Raw genomic sequence first — 21,811 nt, forward strand, 5'->3', positions numbered from 1 at the left:
GCCGAGGCAGCCGGACCGTCCGACGTCCCGGGGGCTGTCCCTACCGCTTCGGGCGCTCGTCCAAGATCCGCCGCATCTTGCCGACCGACCGCTCGATCCCCGCGGGCGCGACCACGTCCACCGCGACCGAGACGCCGATGGTGCTCTTCACCATGTGCCGCAGCTGCTGACCGGCAGCGCGGGCCACGTCCGGGGCGACTCCCTCGCGCGACTCCACCCGCACGGTCATCTCGTCGAGGGTGCCGGAGCGCGAGAGCACGCACTGGAAGTGCGGCGAGAGGTCGGTGATCTGGAGCAGCAGCTCCTCGATCTGGGTCGGGAAGAGGTTCACGCCGCGCAGGATGATCATGTCGTCGGTGCGGCCGGTGATCTTCTCCATCCGACGCATCGTGCGCGCGGTGCCGGGCAGCAGCCGGGTCAGGTCGCGGGTGCGGTAGCGGATCACCGGCATCGCCTGCTTGGTCAGCGAGGTGAAGACCAGCTCGCCCTCCTCGCCGTCGGGCAGCACCTCGCCGGTCACCGGGTCGATGATCTCCGGGTAGAAGTGGTCCTCCCAGATGTGCAGGCCGTCCTTGGTCTCCACGCACTCCTGCGCGACGCCCGGCCCCATCACCTCGGAGAGCCCGTAGACGTCGACCGCGTCGATGCCGAGCACGTCCTCCATCTCGCGGCGCATCTCGTTGGTCCACGGCTCCGCGCCGAAGATCCCGATCTGCAGTGAGGTGGAGCGCGGGTCGACGCCCTGGCGGCGCATCTCGTCGACGATCGCGAGCATGTACGACGGCGTCACCATGATGATCCGCGGCTCGAAGTCGACGATCAGCCGGACCTGCCGCTCGGTCATCCCGCCCGAGACCGGCACCACCGTGCAGCCCAGCTTCTCCGCGCCCGCGTGCGCGCCGAGGCCGCCGGTGAAGAGGCCGTAGCCGTAGGCGTTGTGCAGGATGTCGCCCGGCCGGCCACCGGCCGCACGGATCGAGCGCGCCATCACGGTCGCCCAGGTGTCGAGGTCCTCGGCGGTGTAGCCGACGACGGTCGGCTGGCCGGTCGTACCGGACGAGGCGTGCACGCGCGAGACCTGCTCGCGCGGGACCGCGAACATCCCGAACGGGTAGTTGGCGCGCAGGTCGGCCTTCGACGTGAACGGCAGCCTCGCGAGGTCGGCCAGCTCGCGCACGTCGTCGGGGTGCACGCCCGCCTCGTCGAACGCGGCGCGGTAGTGCGGGACGTTGTCGTAGGCGTGCCGGACCGTCCAGCGCAGGCGCTCGAGCTGCAGCGCCCGCAGCTCGTCGACCGAGGCACTCTCGATCGGCTCCAGCTCACCCATCCCCGACGTCGACCCGGCCATGGCAACCCTCACTCCGCAACATTACTGACCTTTCGGTCAGTAAAGCAGACGTGTGACGGGCGGCACCAGACCGGGTCCGACCGCCGGACTCCCCCGGGACGTCATACGAGCCGGTCGCCGGGACAGCCAGGTCGTACGACGTCCCACGGGACGTCGTACGAACCGGTCGCCCGCGCGACCGGGACGTACGACGCTTCGTGTGCCCGCGTCAGAGCCGGGCGATCGCCGAAGCGGGGTTCTCGATCGCGTCGGCCACGCTGCGCATGAACCCCGCGGCGGTCCCGCCGTCGCAGACCCGGTGGTCGAAGACGAAGGACATCTGGGTGATCTTGCGGACGCACAGCTCGCCGTCCACGACCCACGGGCGGTCGATGATCCGGCCGAAGCCGAGGATCGCCACCTGCGGGTGGTTGATGATCGCGGCGCTGCCGTCGACGTTGAAGCTGCCGTAGTTGTTGAGCGTGAACGTGCCGGCGGTCAGCTCCTCGGTGGTCGCGCGCCCCTCGCGGGCCCGTCCGGTGAGGTCCCGGATCGCCTCGTCGAGGCGTGCGGTGGTCATCCGCTCGGCCCCGAGGACGGCGGGTACGACGAGCCCCCGCTCGGTCTGCACGGCGAGCCCGAGGTTGATCGCGTCGAGCTGGACGATCTCCTGGCGCTCGACGTCGAGGCGGGCGTTGAGCACCGGGCGCTCGCGCAGCGCGGCCACCACGAAGCGGGCGATGTAGGCCATCAGGCCGGGGCCGGCCGAGGTCGCGGTGCGCGCGCTCTCACGCAGCTCCCACAGCGCGGTCGCGTCCACGTCGACCCACACCGTGGCCTCCGGGATCTCGGCGCGGCTGCGGGAGAGCGCCTCGGACACGGTGCGCCGGAAGCCGTTGAGGGGAATGCGGTGCTCGCCGGCGACAGCGGCCGCAGGGGCGGTCGGCGCGGCCCGGTCGGCCGGCGCGGACACCGGCTCCGGGCGCGAGATGGCGGCCTCGACGTCGGCCCGGACGATCAGGCCGCCGAGGCCGGTGCCCTCGAGCGAGCGCAGGTCGACGCCGTTCTCGTGCGCGAGCCGGCGCACCAGCGGCGAGATCACCCGCGGAACCCGGGCGGTGGTCGCGGCCGTCGAGATCGACGTCGAGGCGACGGCGGGCAGCGCCGGGGCCGCCAGGCGGGGACGCCGGCGCCGCCCGGAGCCGGAACCGGCCGCGGTGCCGTAGCCGATCAGCACGTTGCCCGAGCCGGCCTTCTCCTCCTCCCGGTAGGCCTCTCCCTCGACCGATCCGGCCTCGACCGGGGTCGGGGCGTCGTCCGTCGGGGAAGGCTCCGAGGCAGCCGTCACGGTGATCAGCGGCTTGCCGACGTCGAGGGTCTGCCCCTCGCCGGCGTGCAGGGTGGCGACCCGGCCGGCGTACGGCGAGGGCACCTCCACGATCGACTTCGCGGTCTCGACCTCGACCACGGCCTGGTCGACGGCGACGACGTCGCCCTCGGCGACCAGCCAGCGCACGATCTCGGCCTCGGTCAGCCCCTCGCCGAGGTCCGGCAGGAGGAAGGTCTGTCCGGCCATCAGGACCACTCCCACTGCAGGTCGTCGACGGCGTCGAGGACCCGGTCCACGCCGGGCAGCTGGAAGTGCTCGAGCTTCGGGGGCGGGAACGGGATGTCGAAGCCGGTAACCCGGCGGATCGGCGCGGCCAGCGAGTGGAAGCAGCGCTCGGTGACCCGGGCGACGATCTCGGAGGAGACCGACGCGAAGCCGGTCGCCTCGGCGACGACCACGGCGCGGCCGGTCGAGCGGACGGCGGCGCACACGGTCTCGTCGTCGAAGGGCACGATCGAGCGCAGGTCCACGACCTGCAGCGACCGGCCCTCGGTCGCGGCCACCTCGGCGGCCTCGAGGGCGACCGGCACCGACGGGCCGTAGGCGATCAGGGTGGCGTCGGTGCCCTCGCGCACGACCCGGGCGGTCCCGATGCCCGGCACGGGGGCCGACAGGTCGACCTCCTCCTTGCTCCAGTAGAGCTTCTTGGGCTCGAGGAACACGACCGGGTCCGGCGAGGCGATCGCCTCGCGCAGCAGGCCGTAGGCGTCGGCGGCGTTCGCCGGCGCCACGACGTGCAGGCCCGGCGTGTGGGCGTAGTAGGACTCCGAGGAGTCGCAGTGGTGCTCGACCCCGCCGATGCCACCGGCGTACGGCACCCGGATCACCATCGGCACCGTGACCTTGCCGCGGGTGCGGTTCCGCATCTTCGCGACGTGGCTGACGATCTGCTCGAACGCCGGGTAGGCGAACGCGTCGAACTGCATCTCCACGACCGGGCGCATGCCGTTCATCGCCAGGCCGACGGCGAGCCCGACGATGCCGGACTCGGCCAGCGGGGTGTCGAAGCAGCGGTCGTCGCCGAACTCCGCGGTCAGGCCGTCGGTGATCCGGAAGACCCCGCCCAGCGCGCCGACGTCCTCGCCGAACATCAGCACCGTCGGGTCCTCGGCCATGGCGTCGCGCAACGCCCGGTTGAGCGCCTGCGCCATGGTCAGCTTCTCGTGCGTCATCGGGCGCCTCCCTCGTGGGCCGAGCCCTCGCGGCTCAGCTCGTCGCGGCTCAGCTCGTCGCGCAGCTGGGCGGCCTGCTCGGCCAGCTGCGGCGTCGGCACGGCGTACACGTGCCGGAACAGGTCGTCAGGGTCCGGCACCACGTCGCGGTTGAGCCCGTCGCGGGTGTGCGCGGCGAGACGCTCGGCGTCCTCGGCGTACGCCGCGACGGCCGCGTCGTCGAGCAGGCCCCGCTCGCGCAGGTGCGCCTCGAGCCGGGTGATCGGGTCGCGCTCGACCCAGGCGGCGACCTCGGTGTCCTGCCGGTAGCGGGTGGCGTCGTCGGCGTTGGTGTGCGCCTGCATCCGGTAGGTGTGCGCCTCGACCAGCTGCGGCCCCTCACCGGCGCGCGCCCGGGCGACGGCCGTGCCCAGCACCGCCAGGAGCGCCGCGGCGTCGTTGCCGTCCACGCGCTCGCCCGGCACGCCGTACCCCACGCCCTTGTGCGCCAGCGAGGGCGCGACCGACTGCCGCGCGAGCGGCACCGAGATGGCGTACTCGTTGTTCTGCACGAAGAACACGACGGGCGCCTTGAAGACCGCGGCGAAGTTCAGCGCCTCGTGGAAGTCGCCCTCGCTGGTGGCGCCGTCGCCGCACATCGCCATCACGACGGTGTCCTCGCCCTTGAGCCGGGCAGCGTGCGCGACGCCCACGGCGTGCAGCAGCTGGGTGGCCAGCGGCGTCGCCTGCGGGGCGACCTTGTGCTCGTGGGGGTCGTAGCCGGAGTGCCAGTCGCCCTTGAGCAGCACCAGCACCTCGACCGGGTCGACCCCGCGTGCCACCGACGCGACCGTGTCACGGTAGGTCGGGAACAGCCAGTCATCCTTGGCCAGGACCTGCGCGGCCACGACCTGGCAGGCCTCCTGGCCGTGGGACGACGGGTAGACCGCGAGCCGGCCCTGGCGCACCAGCGCGTACGCCTGGTCGTTGAGGCGCCTGCCCGCCACCAGGGCGGCGTAGGCCCGGACCAGCGCCTCGCCGGCGGGCATCTCGTACGCCGTGTCCGGCCGCGCGACCTGCCGGCCCTGCGGGTCGACGAGCATCACGGGTTCGGGTGCCGGGAGGAGGAGATCCGGGTCACGTGTCATGGCACGATGGTCGTGGAGTTGCCATTCGCGTTCCACTCGGGCGGACAATCCGAGAAGATGGCGTCCGGATCGGCCCGATCGGGAGCCGAACGTCCAGACCCAGACGCCCCGAGGCAGGGAGACCGAGACACGTGGCCACCGCCCTCGACGCCACCGACCGGCGCATCCTGGCCGAGCTGCACGCCGACGGCCGGATGTCGATGCGCACCCTCGCCGAGCGACTGCACATCTCGCGGGCGAACGCCTACGCGCGGGTCGAGCGGCTGCGCGAGTCCGGGGTGATCCGCGGCTTCCGCGCGGAGATCGACCCGGTCGCCAGCGGCCTCGGCACGTCGGCGTACGTCACCCTCAACGTCCAGCAGGCCGACTGGCGGGCGGTCCGCGAGTCGCTGCGGGCACTGCCCGGGATCGCGCACATCGGGCTGGTGGGCGGTGAGTTCGACGTCATCCTGCTGGTCCGGGCCCGCGACAACGCCGACCTGCGCCGCCTCGTGCTCGACGAGATCCAGGGCATGCCCGGGGTCGTCAACACGCGCACCCTGCTGGTCTTCGAGGAGCCCGAGCCGCTGGGCCGCACCGGGCTCCTCCCCGAGGGCTGACCACCGCTCAGAGGCTGACCCTGCCGACGCAGACCTCGCCGCTGGCGGGATTGACCGCCCGGAACCGGAAGGAGTCGGTCCCGGCGTGGTCCGTCGTCCGCCGGCTCACCTCGAAGGAGCCGCTCGGCGCCCTGGTCGTGGACGTGCCGCGGGCGACGACGTCGCCGTCGTGGCGCAGCACCCAGCGCCAGGTCTGGCCGTTGCGGTTGCTGTCGACCTCCGACTCGACCTCGATCCGGCCGTCGTCGGGCTTGGCCTTCATCTTCCAGTCCGTGCTGCCCGTGCACGAGCCGCGTCGTACGACGTCGTCCGAGGCGTGCGCGGTGCCGGCGCCGATGACCGGCAGTGCGCTGGCGATCAGCACGACGGCGGCGAGTCCGGTGGTCTTGTCCATGGCTGGCTCCTCTGGTCGGGTCCGGCCGGGTGGCCGGGCGATGACCCGAGGGTGGCGAGCCGGCGTGTGGCTCTCATGAGCCGGCGGTGAGAGCCCTCTCATCGACTCGTGCGGCCCCTCGTGCGCCGGAGCGCACCCTGGCCCGCACGACCGGGTCAGGCGCCCTCGGACTGCTTGATCCGCTCGTGGTTGCGGATGACCTCGCTGATGACCAGGGTCAGGAACTTCTCCGCGAAGTGCGGGTCGAGCCCCGAGTCGTGGGCGAGCGTGCGCAGCCGCTCGATCTGGAAGGCCTCGCGGGCCGGGTCGGCGGGCGGCATCGCGGCGCGGGCCTTGAGCCGCCCCACCTCCTGGGTGCACTTGAACCGCTCGGCGAGCAGGTGCACCAGCGCCGCGTCGAGGTTGTCGATGCTGGCGCGCAGGCGCTGCAGCTCGGCGGTCGCGTCCTCGTCCGTCACGAGGTCGATCCAAGCACGGCGCGGGTGGGTCGACGGCCCGCGTCTCAGCCTGGATCCGCGATCAGAGGTGGTCGGGCACGATCAGCGCGTCCGGGTCGCTGCGCGGGGGCACGCTCGCGAGCGCGGCCTGCACCAGCGCGACCCGCGCCTTGACGACCACGGCCCGCTTGAGCCGGCCGACGTCGTCGCCCACCTGCTCCTCGACCGCCGCGGTCACCTGCTCGTCGGTGAAGGTGGGCCGGGTCCCGGTCTCGACCTCGATGTCGGGCAGCGCCACGAGGACGGGGAGCACCTGGCTGCCGAGCGAGTCGAGCAGCACGTAGCGCTGGTAGCGGTCCATCTCGTCCCAGACGGCGTCGATGTCCTGCTTGCCGCGGCGCACGTCCTTGATCTGCGAGGTCAGGACCGCCTTCGCGGCACCGGTCAGGGCGGCCGTCATCTCGTGCTCGGTGAATCGCATGGGTCCAGCATGCCGCCCGGTGCGCTGAGCAGAGTCGGCGGACCGACAGCCACCGGGCTGTCACCCCGTCCGCGACAGGGAGGTGCGTCGATGGCCGTCGGGGACGACGGCCTCGACCGGGGCACACGAACCACGAAGCAGAGCTGGAAGGCCCCCCTTGGTGGGCACTTCGACACCACCAGCAGCTGCCAGGGAGCCTCCATGAGGACGAAGGCCACCAGGTAGCCGTCACCGACCCACAGCAACCAGCTACCGGCGAGGGACCGCCCGTGCCCCAGCTCCCACCTCCGCACATGCAAGGAGCCGCCGGTCAGCGGTGCTGACCGGCGGCTCCTGGTGCTGCGCGCCTGTAGGGATTCGAACCCCAAACCTTCTGATCCGTAGTCAGATGCTCTATCCGTTGAGCTACAGGCGCCCGTCGCCCGGTCTCGCCGAACGACTGGTCGAGAATAGCGGACCTGCCCGGTGATGCCTAAATCCAGGGGTCCCTCGACAGCGTGGGGTGCGCCACGCATCATTCGGCACATGGGCGGACCCGTGCGTACGACGCGTGCCCTCGTCGCGATCGCCTGCCTGGTGGTGGGGCCGGCCACGGGGCTGGCCGGCTGTTCCGGTTCGGGCGAGGACTCCGCCCCGGCACCCACCCCCTCGGAGAGCAGCATCGCGGCGTACCCCGAGCAGCCACACGTCACGACGCGGGTCGCCGTGACCGTCCGGGCCGCGCTGACGGTGATGACCGACGACGAGTGCAGCCCCGAGGACGAGCGACGAGTCTGCTCCGTCGACGGCACCCAGTCCTGGGCGCCGATCGAGCAGCCCGCCCGAGCCACCCTGGTGGAGGCGCGGACCCGGCTGGTGCGCGGGCACACCTCGTGGACGACCCTGCTCCGCTTCTCCCCCGGCTCGGCGCCCGCCCTGCGGGCCGCGGCCCGGGAGGCGGGTGCGAGCGGGGGCGTCGTGGTGGTGATGGCGCACGACCGCGTGCTGACCGCCGTGCCCGCCGCCGACGTCGCGGGCCGCACCGTCGTCCTGCGCGACCTCGACAAGCCGACCGCCTGGCAGGTGGTCCGGTCGTTCGGGTGACCTGGCCGGGTGCTCCTCACCAGCGTCGATGGGCCGTGTGACCGTTTGCACCGAGCGTTGAACGATCCAATAGGAGGGGTCCGGGGGCGGCGGTACCCTCGGCCCATCCCGGGCGCGGGGCACTGCGTCTCGGGGCACCATGTCGCCGACAACGACGCCGAGCGATCCACCACTACTCCACGACACACCGTCGATACGCTCGACGGCCGGCGGCGCCTTCCCGCAGCGGAGGCGACCACCGCGAATGCGCGAGAGGGAACCCCAGATGACCGCCGAGACGCAGGCACCCACCACCCATCAGGGCATCCTCGACTTCGTCAACGAAGTCGCGGCGATGACCCGACCCGACTCCATCCACTGGTGCACGGGATCCGACGAGGAGTGGACCGAGCTCACCGACGCTCTGGTCTCGACCGGCACCTTCACGCGGCTCAACCCCGCGATCAAGCCGAACTCCTTCTACGCCGCCTCCGACCCCATCGACGTCGCGCGCGTCGAGGACCGGACCTACATCTGCTCGGTCGACGAGAAGGACTGCGGGCCCACCAACAACTGGATGGACCCGAACGAGATGAAGGCCATCATGCGCGACCTCTACGAGGGCTGCATGCGGGGCCGGACGATGTACGTCATCCCGTTCGTGATGGGCCACCTCGACGCGGAGAAGCCGATGTTCGGCGTCGAGATCACCGACTCCGCCTACGTCACCGCCTCGATGCGCGTGATGGCCCGCATGGGCAGCCACGTCCTGGCCCGCATGGAGGAGCTGGACGCCGAGTTCGTCCCGGCCCTGCACTCCGTGGGCATGCCGCTCGAGCCGGGTCAGGCCGACGTCGCCTGGCCCTGCAACGACACCAAGTACATCGTGCAGTTCCCCGAGGAGCGCGCGATCTGGTCCTTCGGCTCCGGGTACGGCGGCAACGCGTTGCTCGGCAAGAAGTGCTACGCCCTGCGCATCGCCTCGGTCATGGCCCGCGACGAGGGCTGGCTCGCCGAGCACATGCTGATCCTCAAGCTCACCTCGCCCGAGGGCACGGTCAAGTACATCGCCGCGGCGTTCCCGTCCGCGTGCGGCAAGACCAATCTGGCCATGCTGGCCCCGACCATCCCGGGCTGGAAGGTCGAGACCCTCGGCGACGACATCGCCTGGATGCGGGTCGGCGAGGACGGCCGCCTGTGGGCGGTCAACCCGGAGTACGGCTTCTTCGGCGTCGCGCCGGGCACCAACGAGCACACGAACCCCAACGCGATGAAGACCATCAACAAGGGCAACTCGGTCTTCACCAACGTGGCGCTCACCGAGGACGGCGACATCTGGTGGGAGGGCCTCGAGAACCCGCCCGCCAAGGCGACCAGCTGGAAGGGCGAGCCCTGGACCCCCGAGTCCGAGGAGCTCTCCAGTCACCCCAACAGCCGCTACTGCACGCCGATCAAGCAGTGCGACATCCTCGCGCCGGAGTACGACGACCCGCGCGGTGTCCCGATCGACGCGATCCTGTTCGGCGGCCGCCGCAAGACCACCGTCCCGCTGGTCTTCGAGGCCCGCGACTGGACGCACGGCACCTTCCTCGGCGCGACGCTCTCCTCGGAGACCACCGCCGCCGCGGTCGGGGCGGTCGGCGTGGTGCGCCGCGACCCGATGGCGATGCTGCCGTTCATCGGCTACAACGCCGGCGACTACTTCAACCACTGGATCACGGTGGGCAAGGACAACGACGCCGCCAAGCTGCCGAAGATCTTCTACGTCAACTGGTTCCGCCGCGACGACGAGGGCGGCTTCCTGTGGCCGGGCTTCGGCGAGAACAGTCGCGTGCTGAAGTGGGTCGTGGAGCGCATCGACGGCCAGGCCGCCGCGGTCGAGACCCCGATCGGCCACGTGCCGGCGCCGGGCTCCCTCGACGTGGACGGGCTCGACATGACCGAGGAGGCCCTCGCGGCCGCCCTCGACGTCGACGTCGACGAGTGGAAGGCCGAGATCCCGCAGATCCAGAAGTGGTTCGAGAAGTTCGGCGACGACCTCCCGGCCGTCCTCTGGACCGAGCTCGACGGTCTCAAGCAGCGCCTGGGGAGCTGACCCACCTCCCCCCACGCCACGAGGGCCCCATCCGTTTCCGGATGGGGCCCTCGACGCGTGTGGCCTGTGGGATCATGGCGACGTCTGGGATCGGGGGGCCGAGTGGAAGGGACACCTGTGGAGACCTACGGCCCCGAGGACCGTGCGCTCTTCGAGACCGCCGCAACCCAGCTCTTCGAGGAGATCATCGCCAAGGGCGGCATCTCCACCCAGGACCCCCGCATCGTGGCCGGCGGCGACCTGGAGGAGGCGTTCGCCCTGCTCCGCCGGCTGAACCTCGTCAACCGCGACCCCGCCGCCGACACCTGGCAGGGCGTCGACCCCACCACCGTCCAGTCCCGCGTCGTCGCCCCGCTCGGGCAGCGCGGAGCGGACCTGCTCGTGGAGTCCTCCAGCTGGGCGAAGGCGTTCGGCGTGCTCGACCATGCCTGGCGCCGGGCCACGCACTCCCCCTCGCACGGGCCCTTCACCTACGTCCACGCCGAGGCCATCGACCCGTTCCTCGCCGGCCTGGTGGCCGACTGCGAGGAGGAGATGCTGACCGCGCAGCCCCAGGCCGGCCGGGACCCGCGCAAGCTCGCCCTTGCCGCGCTGCGCGACACCAACCTGCTCGAGCGCGGCGCGACCATCCGCACGCTCTACCAGCACAGCGCGCGGCGCAGCTCGGTCACCAGGAAGTACGTCGCCGCGGTCACCGACCGCGGCGCCGAGGTGCGCACCCTCGACGAGTTCTTCAACCGGATGATCGTGATCGACCGCCGGGTCGCGGTGATCCCGAGCGGCGAGGACCTCAGCGTGGCCCTGGCGGTGCGGGAACCCTCGGTGGTCGCCTACCTCGTCGACGTCTTCGAGCGCTCCTGGGAGCGGGCCCGCCCCTTCACCAGCAGCGAGACCACCCTGATGAAGGACATCGCCGCCGAGCAGCGCGCGATGACGCTGCGGATGCTGATCGAGGGTCACTCCGACCCGGTCTCGGCCAAGCGGCTCGGCGTCAGCCCGCGCACCTACGCGGGCTACGTCGCCGACCTCAAGGCGGAGTTCGAGGCGGAGACCAGGTTCCAGCTCGGCTACGTGATCGGCCAGCAGGGGATCTCGGGCTCGGAGTCCACGGACCCGGGCGACGGCTGAGCGCCGCCTCCGCGAGGCGGTCGACGAACGCTGGGCGGCGTCCGGACGCACAAATGTCGCGAGGGCAACGACCGGGTGGTCGTTGCCCTCGCGCTGATGAGACGGGCCGGGGGGGTGGCACTGGGACCGAACAAGGTGGGGGGTGAGTTGGGTCCCCGTCTCACGTCTTTGCGGAGCTGCCGCCTACGTCACTTCTGGACGTGGACGTAACCCCAGCTGCTGTCAGCCTGCGCCGGGGCGCTGATCCCGAGAAGCCCGAGGCTGAGGCCGGCGGTGGCTACTGCGATGGCCGCCTTGCGTGCGATGTTCATGAATCCCTCCAGCTTCGATTTCCAGGCCCACGGAACGGCCATGAGTGAAGTGTGTTGCAGTTCCGCAGTCCGAGGGGGCTGAACGTTCCCTCAGATTTCTGCATTGCACATTCATGCAAACGGCGGCAGGGATTGCACGTTCCCGCACAACGGCTCGGCCCCCTCCGGAGGAGCTCCGAAGGGGGCCGATGCACTGGCGGAGGCGGCGGGATTTGAACCCGCGAGAGGGGTTTGCCCTCAACCCGCTTAGCAGGCGGGCGCCATAGACCGGACTAGGCGACGCCTCCCGACAGCCAGCACAGGCTACAAGGAGGCCCCGGCCGGGGACGAATCAGGGGGCGGAGCGTCGCGCCCGGCGTCCGGCCTCACAGCGGACGCAGGCCCTGACCCCGCTGCACGTGGTCGCGCACGTCGCGGGCGAGCTCCTCGCGGTCGGCCGCGACCGCGGCCACGGGGATCGTGGTGCTCCGCCCGCCACGCAGGCGCAGCACGAGGCAGTCGATACCGCGCGGGGAGGCCGCGACCACCTCCTCGACGTCCTTCCACCGGGCCTCGGTGACGCCGGCACCCCGGATCAGCCGGACCCGGTAGCCGTCCTCGTCGAGGTGGACGACGTACGTCCGGCGGGTCAGCACCCAGCCGCCCCCGAGAACCACGACCAGGCCGAGCACGGCCAGCAGCACGATCAGGTCCAGCGACAGGTGCAGGACCGCCACGAGCGCGGTGGCGGCGAACAACAGGAGGGCCAGGACGACCAGGAGCGTGCCCATCAACCGGGCGCCGAGAGCGGGCGAGAGTCGATAGTCGGACGAGGTGGGACCGGGCATGAGGATGATTGAACAAGACACCGGAACTCGAGGGCCAACCGGCCTTGTCGAGGGCCTGCGACGCGGGTCACACTCGAACCCCCACCCCCACTCCTGCTCCCCCCGGGAGGCAGCCATGGTCGCACCCACTCCCCTCGCGAGCACGCCGCCGGACGGCCGCCCCGCAGCCGCCGGGGCCGGCGGCCTGTCGGAGGCGCTGAGCCGGCTGCAGCAGGCGCTGGACGCCCCTCGCGGCGCCGCGGTCGACCGGGGGAGCTGGCGCTGGACCGTGCGCCAGCGGATGGCCGCCGTCCGCGACGCGCTGGTCGCCGAGGTCGACCCGGTCGACGACGGCTGGCTCGCCGCCCGCAGCGGCGGCCTGCTGCGTGAGCGCCAGGCCCTGGTCTCCCGGCTCGCCGCCGCCGGGCCGGCCGTGCTCGAGAGCCCCGACGTGGAGCGGGTGCGCGCCGAGGTCCACCGGCTGGTCGTCGACGTCGGCCACCACCTGCAGCGCCGCCACGACCTGGCCTACGACGCCGTCGAGCTCGAGCTGGGCGGCGAGGAGTAGGTCCGCGGACCGCCACCCGGCGCCTCTAGACTGCTCCGGTGCCCGCCCTCGGGCGGCACGGAGGGGTGCCGGAGTGGCCGATCGGAACCGCCTTGAAAGCGGTCGCTGGCAGAGATGTCAGCCGCGGGTTCGAATCCCGCCCCCTCTGCCGGGCACCGGCGCCGGTCCTCCCGTCGCCGGGCAGGTCACTGCAGCGCGGCCGTCCGCGGCGGTTCGGGCCGCGCCGCGGCGGCCTCCTCGGCCCGGCGGGCACGGCTGCCGCGCGGGCCGGTCAGCGCCAGGTCCACGCGGATCAGGAGGAAGCCCAGCAGCAGGCCGCCCACGACGCCGTACGCCACCGAGAGCCCGCTCTCGGCGAGGGAGACCGCCGGGTTGAGCAGCGCCTGCGTCACCGGCGCGGTCGCGGCCACGCCGAAGGCGCACACCCACCAGCCCTGGCGACGGCGGGCCCGCATGTGACAGCCCCACGCGAGAGCCGGGATCCCGAGCACCGTCTCGATCGGGCGCGGGAACGCCCCCAGCGTGTCCCTGCTCCACACGACGCCGTCGAGCAGGGAGGACACGAGGCTCGGCGTGCCGTAGCGGCGCAGCAGCTCGGCGTACGCGAGCGTGAGCCCGAGCACGGCGGTGCCGACCAGCACCGTGAGGATGCCGCGCCGGCCCAGGCCGTGCAGGCCGGCGCCGAGGCGGTAGACGACCCCGAAGGCCCCGAGGATCGCCAGCGCGAGCGTGGCGTACTCGAAGCGGGCCAGCGTGATGACTGGCTCGAAGCCCACCGTGGCCAGCGCGCCCACCGCGGCGATCAGCACCGCGATCACCGCCTCCCTGGCGGCGCCGAAGAAGCGGACCGCCGGCACCGTGGCCATCACCGCGAGCACCGCGGAGACCACGCAGGTCATCACCGCCGCGCCGGTCCGCAGGAAGGGCGCGTCCGCGGCGAGGACCAGCACCCCGAGCGCCAGCGCGAGGGAGCCGAAGATGACGGGGCGACCACCCGTGCGGGCGGCGAGCGCCCACGAGTAGACGCTCACGACCGCGACCGCGCCGGCCCTGCCCAGCCAGGCCGGGCCGACCGGCACCATCGCGGCGACCAGCGCCGCGAGCCCGGCCAGCAGGCCGAGGCACCCCGCCGCGAGCGGCAGCCGCGAGTCCGCCAGCCCGCCGATGGTGTCGCGACCCCGGCCCAGCGCCCGGCTCGACCGCGACGGCGGGCGGCTGGCACGACGACGCGGGGCGGGCGAGGACACGACGTGGAAGGTTACATTCGCCGGTTCGCGAGCGAGGGGTTGGTACGCCGTGCCTCCTCCAGCCGCGCACGGTCGAGCGTGGCAGTGAGCAGATCGGGGCCGTCGCCGGCCTCGGCCAGCACGTCGCCGAGCGGGTCGACGACCAGCGAGTGGCCGCTGTAGCGCGGGGCGGGCTGGCCCACGGCGACCACGTACACGGTGTTCTCGACGGCCCGGGCCCGAGCCAGCGTGCGCCAGTGCTCGACCTTGCGCAGGCCGGCCACCCACGCGGCGGGGACGACCAGCACCTCGGCACCGGCGTCGACGAGTGCCCGGGCGAGCTCGGGGAAGCGCAGGTCGTAGCAGGTCATCAGGCCGACGGCGAAGCCGCCGACCTCGACCACCACGGGCCGCACCGGCCCGGCACCGAGCCGGTCGGACTCGCGGTAGCCGAAGGAGTCGTAGAGGTGGATCTTGCGGTAGTCCGCGCTGGCGGCACCGCGCACCACCAGCGTGTTGAACGGCCGGGCCGGGTCCTCCCCGGACTCGAACATCCCCGCCACCACGGTCGTGCCCCGCTCCTTCGCGACCCGGGCCACCTCGGCGGCGAACGGCCCGTCCGTCGTCTCGGCGAACCGGCTCACGTCGGAGCCGGCCTCGCCGAAGTCGCGCGCCCAGGCCTCCGGCAGGACGACGAGGTCCGCGCCCTCCGGCACCAGCTCGGCGAGCCGGGCGCGGTTCACCTCCGGGTCGAGGTCGGCGGCCTGCTGGACGAGGGCGACGCGCAGCTGCATGGGATCCGTCACGGGTCCAGACTGCCACCGGCCGCACGGCCGGTGGGAGACTGCGGGCGTGGATCTCGCTCCCGGAACCACCGGTTTCTCCGCCGTCGTGCTCGCCGGCGGCACGGCCGCCCGCCTCGACGGGGCCGACAAGGCTTCCCTCGAGCACGCCGGCCGCACGCTGCTCGAGTGGGCCATCGACGCGCTCCTCGACGCCGCCGAGGTCGTGGTGGTGGGCGACCCGGTCCCGACCACCCGGCCGGTGACCTTCGTCCGCGAGGACCCGAGGTACGGCGGACCCGTGGCGGCCCTGCTCACCGGGCGGGACGCCCTGGCCCGGAGCGCGGGCACCCTCGGCGTCCTGGCCGTGGACATGCCCCGGGTGACGGCGTACACCTTCCGCCGGCTGCACGAGGCCGCCGCCGACCGGGACGGCGCCTTCCTCACCGACGACGCCGGGCGCCGCCAGCTCGCCGGCGTCCTGGACCTCGCCCGGCTCGACGCGGTGCGCCCCGACCACGAGGGGCAGCACGGCATGGCCATGCGCCGGCTGCTCGCCGACCTCGACCTCGCGGAGGTGCCGCCGCGGGGCGACGAGGGCCGGGACGTCGACACCTGGGCCGACGTGCGGGACCTGCAGGAGCAGAATCGCGGCGTGTCAGGGGTTGCGGCACCCGCCCGGATCTGGGAAACCTGAGAACGTGAACCTGCACGACTGGATCGACGAGCTGAGCGACGTCCTCGACATCGAAGCCGAGATCGACGAGGGGCTGGTCCTCGACCTCGCTCGCACGGTCGCGCACACCGTGGAACGTCCGGCCGCCCCGGTGACGGCGTACCTCCTCGGCCTGGCGGCCGGATCCAGCGGCGCCGACCCGGAGAAGGTCGAGGCGCTCGCCGCCCGGGCCCAGCGCCTCGCCGAGGGCTGGGACCGCCCGGCCGACGCCCCCGATCCCGACGACGTCGACGACCCGATCCCCGACGACACCGGGGTCGACCACACCGCCGACACGTTCGACGACTGAGCCGGACCGCGCGGAGCCGGCCGGCGGCGCGCGGGGTCCTCGGGGCGGGTCCTAGGGTGGCGGGCATGCGCGCCGTCATCGCCTCCGGGGCCGGAGGGCCCGACGTCCTGTCCGTCGCCGAGCTGCCCGACCCCGAGCCGGGCCCCGGCGAGGTGGCCATCTCGATCGCCGCGACCGCGATCAACCGGGCCGACCTGCTGCAGCGGCAGGGGCACTACCCGCCCCCGCCCGGCTCCTCGGGGATCATCGGCCTCGAGTGCAGCGGCACCGTCGACGCGGTGGGGCCCGACGTCACCGACTGGGCGGTCGGCGACGAGGTGTGCGCGCTGCTCGCGGGCGGCGGCTACGCGACCCGGGTGGTGGTCCCGGCCGGCCAGGTCATGCCGGTGCCGGACGGCATCGACCTGGTGACCGCGGCCGCGCTGCCGGAGGTCGCGTGCACGGTCTGGTCCAACGTCTTCATGATCGCCGCGCTCCAGCCGGGCGAGAACCTCCTCGTGCACGGCGGCGCCGGCGGCATCGGCACCTTCGCGATCCAGCTCGCCGCGGCGAACGGGTCCCGGGTGTTCACGACGGGGGGTACGCCGGAGAAGCTCGCCGCGTGCGCGGAGCTCGGCGCCGACGTCACCATCAACTACCGCGACGAGGACTTCGTCGAGGTCGTCCGGGAGAAGACCGACGGCCACGGCGCCGACGTGATCCTGGACAACATGGGCGCGAAGTACCTCGGTCGCAACGTGGACGCGCTCGCCAAGGAGGGCCGGCTCGTCATCATCGGGATGCAGGGCGGCACCAAGGGCGAGCTCGACATCGCCAAGCTGCTGAACAAGCGCGGCGCGGTCGTCGCCACGTCCCTGCGCTCGCGCCCCGTCGCCGACAAGTCCGCGATCTGCGCCTCCGTCGTCGAGCACGTGTGGCCGCTGGTCTCCGAGGGCCGGGTCCGCCCGATCGTGCACGGCACCATGCCGCTCGAGGGGGCCGCCGCCGCCCACGCCCTGATGGAGTCCGGCGAGCACATGGGCAAGATCCTCCTCACCACCTGAGCTCCATCGGATAGTCCGGCACGTTTTCGTCCCCCACCGGGTAGTCCGGCACGTTCCCGACGTTCCCGGGGTGGTTCGGCCCGAACCCGAGGGGCCGTGACGACCGAAACGTGCCGGACTATCCCTTCGGAAGGCTCTTCAGCCACCGCCTAGGCTGGGGCGCATGACTGAGAACCCCGGCGAGCAGGAGCAGCAGGTCGTGATCATCGGGCCCGACGGGCAGCCGATGGGGTCGGTCCCGGCCTCGGCGATCGCGCAGATGAACACTGCCTCGGAGTCCGGGGACGACGACGGGGAGGGCGAGGAGCGGGCCCTGACCGACCTGGTCGAGCAGCCGGCCAAGGTGATGCGGATCGGCAGCATGATCCGTCAGCTCCTCGAGGAGGTGAAGGCGGCTCCGCTGGACGAGGCCAGCCGCAACCGGCTCAAGGAGATCCACCAGGCCTCCATCAAGGAGCTCGAGGCCGGGCTCGCGCCCGAGCTGGTCGAGGAGCTCGAGCGGCTGACCCTCCCCTTCACCGAGGACCAGACCCCGTCCGAGGGCGAGCTGCGGATCGCGCAGGCCCAGCTGGTGGGCTGGCTCGAGGGGCTCTTCCACGGCATCCAGACCGCGATCTACGCCCAGCAGATGGCGGCCCGGGCGCAGTTCGAGCAGATCCGCCGCGCGCTCCCGCAGGGGATGGTGCCGCCGCAGGACGGACAGCCCGACCAGCAGGCGCCGCACCGGCCCGGCGAGTCCGGCGGCATGTATCTCTGACGTCGAGGGTCAGGCGCGCTTGCCGAGGCGGCGTACGACGACCAGCCCGAGCAGGCCCACCAGCACGAGGGCGACCCCGGGGGCGGCCAGCCGCGGCAGGCTCGTCGGCTCGGCGTCGACGACCCGGGTGAACTCCGCCTGCGCCGGGGCCGGCGGCACCGCCGCGTGGCCGTCACCGAGCAGCTTCTCGACCTGGGTGACCACCGCGTCCTTCGCCGGCGCAGTGCCGCTGCAGCGGTCCGTCGTCAGCGCCGCGCCGTCGGCCTTGACGAAGAAGACGTACTTCTTGTCGGCCACCAGGTCGTCGAGCCCGCACGAGGGACCCGAGCCCTCGGAGGTCACGTCGACCGTCCTGGTCGTGATGTCGCCCTTGTAGACCCGGTCGACCTCGACGGCGTACGTCGTCGTCGCGCTGGTGGCCTTGCCCTTGCTGGTCACGTCGGTGACCGTGCCGGTGAAGACGTCGTCGGCCCTGCTGGCCTGCGTCTGCGGCTTCGTGGTCGCGCAGGTGCACGCGTGGGCCGGCAGCTGGCCCAGCACCACGCCGGAACCGGCGAGCAGCAAGGCGGCCAGGAGGCGGGGGCCGGCGAACGACAGGGGAGCTGGCACGCGCCCATCGAAACAGATCACAGGTCGAACACACCAGCCAGCACCCGCGCGACGCCGTCCTCGTCGTGCCCGGGGGCGACGTGGTGCGCGGTCTCGGTGACCGTGGGGTGCGCGTCGGCCATCGCGTAGGCGGTGCCGGCCCACGCGAGCATCGGCAGGTCGTTGGGCATGTCCCCGAACGCGATGACGTCGGCCGGTTCGACCCCGAGGTCGTCGCAGAGCATCGCCAGCGTGGACGCCTTGGTGACCCCGGGGGCACTGATCTCCAGCAGCGAGGTCGCCGACGACCAAGTGATGACGAGCCGGCCGAGCACGACCTCCTCGGCGACGTCCCAGAACTCCTGCGGCGCCAGCTCCTCGTGCCGCGCCAGCAGCTTGAGCGCCGGTCGGGTGAACAGCTCCTCGACGGGGGCCCGGCGCGCCGCGTCGGGCACCGGGTGCCGCTCCTGGAAGGCGGGCTCCAGGCCGATCCCCTCCAGCGTCTCGACGGCGTACGCCGTCCCGGGCACCGCCTCGCGCAGCAGGGTGCAGACCTCCAGCCCGAGCGTGGGGTCGATCGGTCGCTCGAGGTGCGGACGGGACCGGGCGACGTCCCAGACCAGGGCGCCGTTGGAGACCACGGCCAGGCCGTGCTCCCCGACCAGCTCGAAGACCTCCTCGGTCCAGCGCAGCGGCCGACCGGTCACGAACACGACGGGGACGCCGCGCCGCTCGATCTCGGCGAGCACCTCGCGGGTGTAGTCGGAGACGGTCCCGTCGGAGCGGACCAGGGTGCCGTCGAGGTCGGTGGCGACCAGCCGGGGCAGGCTCACGGGAGCGGGCGGGCCATGACCAGCTCGCCGTCGTCGTTCGCGCCGCGCAGCTCGGTGAAGCCGCACTTGGCGAGGACGCGGATGCTGGCGGTGTTGTCGGGCCGCACGCTGGCCCGGATCCGGACGCCGCTCTGGTCGGCCTCCGTGAGGAGGCCGCGCAGCGCCTCGGTCGCGGCGCCGTGACCGCGGGCGTCCGCCACCAGGCCGTAGCCCACCTCGGTCTCGGGGATGCCGTCGACGTCCGACGGCGGGCCGAAGAACCCGATCGACCCGACGACCAGGCCGTCGAAGGCGCGCACGATGTGGCGCGGTCCCCACGGGTCGACCTCGCCGCGCAGCATCGAGACGGCGTCGCGGTCGTCCTCGCGGGGGTAGTCGGGATGCCACTGGGGCCGCCGGCGCCCGGACAGCATGTCGTCGCGCTCGTCGAGGGTCACCAGGGGCAGGCGCAGGCGCAGGGTGGACACCTCGGCGGGCAGGCTCACGGTCGGCCGTCCCTGAACCAGCGGTCGAGCTCCACGGCGACGCCGTCGTCGTACACGCTCGCCGTGACGGCGTGGGCCGCGGCGCGGACCTCGTCGATGGCCTGGCCCATGGCGACGCCTCGACGCACCCACTGCAGCATCTCGATGTCGTTGCGGCCGTCGCCGATGGCCAGGGCGTGCTCGGGCCCCAGGCCGAGCTCGCCGGCGACCCGCTCCAGGCCCGAGGCCTTGGAGACCCCCACCGGCGCCAGGTCCAGCCAGGCGGTCCAGCCGACGACGTAGTTGATGCCGTGCAGCCCCAGCTTGTCGGCCAGCGCGACGAACTCGTCGACCGTCGCCTCGGGGTCGCGGATGATCACACGGCTGACCGGGCCGGCGACGATCTCCTCGACCTCGGCGATGGTCATCTCGCCGGAGAGCTCACCGTCGGGGAAGTGCCGGTTGACCCGGTAGCCCACGCCGCGCTCCTCGACCGCGACCAGCGCGTTGGGGTGGTGCTCCAGCACCGCCTCGACCGCAGGGCGGGCGTCGAAGGTCTCCTCGTGCACGACCTCGACCGGTGGGTAGCGGAAGACCACGGCCCCGTTGGACGCGACCACCCACAGGCGCTCGCGCTCGCCGCCGTGCAGGTCGAGCAGGTCCGCGATCCGGGTCATGCCGTGGGGGGAGCGGCCGCTGGCCAGCACGACGTGCGCCCCGCCGTCCAGGGCGCGGTGCACCGCGTCGTAGACCGCGGGCGCGATCTCCTCGTGCGTCGTCCCGGAGCCCTCGACCCACTTGAGCAGGGTGCCGTCGATGTCGAGGGCGACCAGCCGTGGCTGCCAGTCGTTCACTGGGCGACCGGCTCCAGGACCTCGCGGCCACCGAGCCAGGGCTGCAGCGCCTTGGGCACCCGCACCGAGCCGTCCGCCTGCTGGTGGGTCTCGAGGATCGCCACGATCGCGCGCGGGATGGCGCACAGCGTGCCGTTGAGGGTGGCGAGCGGCCGGACCTCGCTGCCCCCGTCCGCGGCGAACCGGCCGCGGATGTCGAGGCGGCGGGTCTGGAACTCGGTGCAGTTGGAGGTAGAGGTGAGCTCGCGGTACTTGCCCTGGGTGGGGATCCACGCCTCGCAGTCGAACTTCCGCTGCGCGGAGAGCCCGAGGTCGCCGGCGGCGGTGTCGATCACCTGGTAGGCGAGCTCGAGCTTGTCGAGGAAGGCCTTCTCGATCTCGAGCAGCCGCTGGTGCTCGGCGTAGGAGTCCTCGAGCGTCGTGTAGACGAACATCTCGACCTTGTCGAACCAGTGCACCCGGATGATGCCCTTGGTGTCCTTGCCGTGCGAGCCGGCCTCCTTGCGGAAGCAGGGGCTGAACGCGGCGTACCGCAGCGGCAGCGAGTCGCCGTCGAGGATCTCGTCGGAGTGGTACGCCGCCATCGGGACCTCCGAGGTCCCGACGAGGTACATGTCCTGACCCTCGATCCGGTAGACGTCGTCGGCGGCCTGGCCGAGGAAGCCGGTGCCGTCCATCGCGCGCGGCTTGACCATCGACGGGGCGATCACCTGTGTGAAGCCGAAGTCGCGGGCCGTCTCGTTGGCCAGGTTGATGAGCGCGAACTCCAGCTCCGCACCGACGCCGGTGAGGAAGTAGAACCGCGAGCCCGAGACCTTCGCACCGCGCTCGAGGTCGATCGCGCCGAGCAGCCGGCCCAGCTCGACGTGGTCGCGGGGCTCGAAGTCGAACTGCCGGGGCGTGCCCACGGTCTCGAGGACCACGAAGTCGTCCTCGCCGCCCGCGGGCGCCTCGTCGGCCGCGAGGTTGGGGATGCTCATCAGGGCCGCCTGCCACGCCTCCTCGGCGGCGGCCTGGGCGGCCTCGGCGACCTTGACGTCGGCGGCCAGGGTCTTGGTGCGGGCCAGCAGCTCGGCCTTCTCCTCGCCCTGGGCCTTCGGGATCAGCTTGCCGAGCTGCTTCTGCTCGGCACGCTTGGCCTCGAAGTCCGCGATCGCGGCCCGGCGGGCGGAGTCCGCGGCGAGCGCACTGTCCACGACGTCGGCGGACAGGCCGCGCTTGGCCTGGGCCGCGCGGACGCGGTCGGGGTCGTCTCGGAGCACTCGCGGGTCGATCATGGGTGAAGGCTATCCGTCGTACGTGGGAAGGCTCACGCGAGATACGCGCCGCCCCCGGGTACGGG

25 protein-coding genes and 3 tRNA genes are annotated in these 21,811 nt (G+C 72.7%); 10 read left to right on the plus strand and 18 right to left on the minus strand.

The genetic code is table 11. The features are described from left to right. Window positions 1–40 precede the first annotated feature (40 nt). From paaK to pdhA, 4 genes are all read right to left on the minus strand, one after another. Window positions 41–1,348: a phenylacetate--CoA ligase PaaK gene (gene paaK, locus ACFO9I_RS14615; protein ID WP_379182069.1), complete on the minus strand. Its 1,308-nt coding sequence runs from the start codon at window positions 1,346–1,348 to the stop codon at window positions 41–43. Between the two features lie 208 nt (window positions 1,349–1,556). After that, window positions 1,557–2,903, minus strand: coding sequence for a dihydrolipoamide acetyltransferase family protein (locus ACFO9I_RS14620; protein ID WP_379182071.1), 1,347 nt, complete (start codon window positions 2,901–2,903; stop codon window positions 1,557–1,559). Continuing rightward, window positions 2,903–3,889 (minus strand): alpha-ketoacid dehydrogenase subunit beta, encoded by a 987-nt coding sequence (locus ACFO9I_RS14625; protein ID WP_379182073.1) that lies wholly within the window; start codon window positions 3,887–3,889, stop codon window positions 2,903–2,905. The genes ACFO9I_RS14620 and ACFO9I_RS14625 overlap by 1 nt, the downstream gene beginning before the upstream one ends. Continuing rightward, window positions 3,886–5,016 (minus strand): pyruvate dehydrogenase (acetyl-transferring) E1 component subunit alpha, encoded by a 1,131-nt coding sequence (gene pdhA / locus ACFO9I_RS14630; RefSeq protein WP_379182075.1) that lies wholly within the window; start codon window positions 5,014–5,016, stop codon window positions 3,886–3,888. Before pdhA ends, ACFO9I_RS14625 begins: the two co-directional genes overlap by 4 nt. Window positions 5,017–5,147: 131 nt before the next feature. On the opposite strand from pdhA, the gene ACFO9I_RS14635 reads away from it, so the two are divergent. Next, the gene (locus ACFO9I_RS14635) at window positions 5,148–5,615 is read left to right on the plus strand and encodes an Lrp/AsnC family transcriptional regulator (protein WP_379182077.1); all 468 of its coding nucleotides are present in this window, start codon (window positions 5,148–5,150) and stop codon (window positions 5,613–5,615) included. A gap of 7 nt (window positions 5,616–5,622) precedes the next feature. Here the strand turns inward: ACFO9I_RS14635 and ACFO9I_RS14640 are convergent, their stop codons facing one another. From ACFO9I_RS14640 to ACFO9I_RS14655, 4 genes are all read right to left on the minus strand, one after another. Further along, entirely contained in the window at window positions 5,623–6,009 is a 387-nt protein-coding gene (locus ACFO9I_RS14640; RefSeq protein WP_379182079.1) for a hypothetical protein, read from the minus strand. Between the two features lie 155 nt (window positions 6,010–6,164). After that, the gene (locus ACFO9I_RS14645) at window positions 6,165–6,467 is read right to left on the minus strand and encodes a chorismate mutase (RefSeq protein WP_379182080.1); all 303 of its coding nucleotides are present in this window, start codon (window positions 6,465–6,467) and stop codon (window positions 6,165–6,167) included. Between the two features lie 61 nt (window positions 6,468–6,528). Then, the gene (locus ACFO9I_RS14650; protein ID WP_379182082.1) at window positions 6,529–6,927 is read right to left on the minus strand and encodes a hypothetical protein; all 399 of its coding nucleotides are present in this window, start codon (window positions 6,925–6,927) and stop codon (window positions 6,529–6,531) included. Between the two features lie 342 nt (window positions 6,928–7,269). Further along, a tRNA-Arg gene (locus tag ACFO9I_RS14655) sits at window positions 7,270–7,342 on the minus strand. 110 nt (window positions 7,343–7,452) lie between these two features. Here ACFO9I_RS14655 and ACFO9I_RS14660 point away from each other — a divergent pair. From ACFO9I_RS14660 to ACFO9I_RS14670, 3 genes are all read left to right on the plus strand, one after another. Next, a complete protein-coding gene (locus tag ACFO9I_RS14660; RefSeq protein ID WP_379182083.1) occupies window positions 7,453–8,010 on the plus strand; it encodes a hypothetical protein in 558 nt (185 codons plus the stop codon). 265 nt (window positions 8,011–8,275) lie between these two features. After that, window positions 8,276–10,084 (plus strand): phosphoenolpyruvate carboxykinase (GTP), encoded by a 1,809-nt coding sequence (locus tag ACFO9I_RS14665; protein WP_379182085.1) that lies wholly within the window; start codon window positions 8,276–8,278, stop codon window positions 10,082–10,084. Between the two features lie 102 nt (window positions 10,085–10,186). Next, entirely contained in the window at window positions 10,187–11,212 is a 1,026-nt protein-coding gene (locus tag ACFO9I_RS14670) for a LuxR family transcriptional regulator (RefSeq protein WP_379182086.1), read from the plus strand. A 188-nt stretch (window positions 11,213–11,400) separates the two neighbouring features. On the opposite strand, the gene ACFO9I_RS14675 is transcribed toward ACFO9I_RS14670, so the two are convergent. From ACFO9I_RS14675 to ACFO9I_RS14685, 3 genes are all read right to left on the minus strand, one after another. Then, window positions 11,401–11,565, minus strand: coding sequence for a hypothetical protein (locus ACFO9I_RS14675; protein ID WP_379182088.1), 165 nt, complete (start codon window positions 11,563–11,565; stop codon window positions 11,401–11,403). A gap of 152 nt (window positions 11,566–11,717) precedes the next feature. Then, window positions 11,718–11,810 (minus strand) — tRNA-Ser (locus tag ACFO9I_RS14680). Window positions 11,811–11,888: 78 nt separating this feature from the next. Then, entirely contained in the window at window positions 11,889–12,350 is a 462-nt protein-coding gene (locus ACFO9I_RS14685; RefSeq protein ID WP_379182090.1) for a hypothetical protein, read from the minus strand. Window positions 12,351–12,465: 115 nt separating this feature from the next. Here ACFO9I_RS14685 and ACFO9I_RS14690 point away from each other — a divergent pair, with 115 nt between their 5' ends. After that, window positions 12,466–12,897 (plus strand): hypothetical protein, encoded by a 432-nt coding sequence (locus ACFO9I_RS14690; RefSeq protein WP_379182092.1) that lies wholly within the window; start codon window positions 12,466–12,468, stop codon window positions 12,895–12,897. Between the two features lie 59 nt (window positions 12,898–12,956). Further along, a tRNA-Ser gene (locus ACFO9I_RS14695) sits at window positions 12,957–13,045 on the plus strand. A gap of 37 nt (window positions 13,046–13,082) precedes the next feature. Here the strand turns inward: ACFO9I_RS14695 and ACFO9I_RS14700 are convergent. Both ACFO9I_RS14700 and ACFO9I_RS14705 read right to left on the minus strand, forming a co-directional pair. Further along, complete coding sequence (locus ACFO9I_RS14700) at window positions 13,083–14,144, minus strand: hypothetical protein (RefSeq protein ID WP_379182094.1); 1,062 nt, start codon at window positions 14,142–14,144, stop codon at window positions 13,083–13,085. A gap of 11 nt (window positions 14,145–14,155) precedes the next feature. Further along, on the minus strand, window positions 14,156–14,929 hold the full coding sequence (locus tag ACFO9I_RS14705; RefSeq protein ID WP_379182096.1) for a carbon-nitrogen hydrolase family protein: 774 nt from the start codon (window positions 14,927–14,929) through the stop codon (window positions 14,156–14,158). Between the two features lie 46 nt (window positions 14,930–14,975). Between ACFO9I_RS14705 and mobA the strand changes: the two genes are divergently transcribed. From mobA to ACFO9I_RS14725, 4 genes are all read left to right on the plus strand, one after another. After that, the gene (gene mobA, locus ACFO9I_RS14710; RefSeq protein ID WP_379182097.1) at window positions 14,976–15,602 is read left to right on the plus strand and encodes a molybdenum cofactor guanylyltransferase; all 627 of its coding nucleotides are present in this window, start codon (window positions 14,976–14,978) and stop codon (window positions 15,600–15,602) included. 4 nt (window positions 15,603–15,606) lie between these two features. Beyond that, entirely contained in the window at window positions 15,607–15,930 is a 324-nt protein-coding gene (locus ACFO9I_RS14715) for a DUF6457 domain-containing protein (protein ID WP_379182099.1), read from the plus strand. 65 nt (window positions 15,931–15,995) lie between these two features. Continuing rightward, the gene (locus ACFO9I_RS14720; protein WP_379182101.1) at window positions 15,996–16,973 is read left to right on the plus strand and encodes an NAD(P)H-quinone oxidoreductase; all 978 of its coding nucleotides are present in this window, start codon (window positions 15,996–15,998) and stop codon (window positions 16,971–16,973) included. Between the two features lie 163 nt (window positions 16,974–17,136). Further along, entirely contained in the window at window positions 17,137–17,730 is a 594-nt protein-coding gene (locus ACFO9I_RS14725) for a bacterial proteasome activator family protein (RefSeq protein WP_379182103.1), read from the plus strand. Between the two features lie 9 nt (window positions 17,731–17,739). On the opposite strand, the gene ACFO9I_RS14730 is transcribed toward ACFO9I_RS14725, so the two are convergent. From ACFO9I_RS14730 to serS, 5 genes are read right to left on the minus strand one after another with little or no spacing between them, the layout of a single operon-like run. Continuing rightward, window positions 17,740–18,339: a hypothetical protein gene (locus ACFO9I_RS14730; protein ID WP_379182104.1), complete on the minus strand. Its 600-nt coding sequence runs from the start codon at window positions 18,337–18,339 to the stop codon at window positions 17,740–17,742. 17 nt (window positions 18,340–18,356) lie between these two features. Continuing rightward, complete coding sequence (locus tag ACFO9I_RS14735; RefSeq protein WP_379182106.1) at window positions 18,357–19,151, minus strand: HAD family hydrolase; 795 nt, start codon at window positions 19,149–19,151, stop codon at window positions 18,357–18,359. Beyond that, window positions 19,148–19,636 carry a GNAT family N-acetyltransferase gene (locus ACFO9I_RS14740; protein WP_379182108.1) on the minus strand — a complete coding sequence of 163 codons (489 nt, stop codon included), beginning with the start codon at window positions 19,634–19,636 and terminating at the stop codon, window positions 19,148–19,150. Before ACFO9I_RS14740 ends, ACFO9I_RS14735 begins: the two co-directional genes overlap by 4 nt. Continuing rightward, the gene (locus ACFO9I_RS14745) at window positions 19,633–20,469 is read right to left on the minus strand and encodes an HAD family hydrolase (protein ID WP_379182110.1); all 837 of its coding nucleotides are present in this window, start codon (window positions 20,467–20,469) and stop codon (window positions 19,633–19,635) included. The genes ACFO9I_RS14740 and ACFO9I_RS14745 overlap by 4 nt, the downstream gene beginning before the upstream one ends. Beyond that, window positions 20,466–21,746 (minus strand): serine--tRNA ligase, encoded by a 1,281-nt coding sequence (gene serS / locus ACFO9I_RS14750; RefSeq protein WP_379182112.1) that lies wholly within the window; start codon window positions 21,744–21,746, stop codon window positions 20,466–20,468. The genes ACFO9I_RS14745 and serS overlap by 4 nt, the downstream gene beginning before the upstream one ends. Window positions 21,747–21,811 lie beyond the last annotated feature (65 nt).

The organism is Nocardioides sp. GCM10023255 (assembly GCF_042653125.1).
Classification (GTDB): Bacteria; Actinomycetota; Actinomycetes; order Propionibacteriales; family Nocardioidaceae; genus Nocardioides.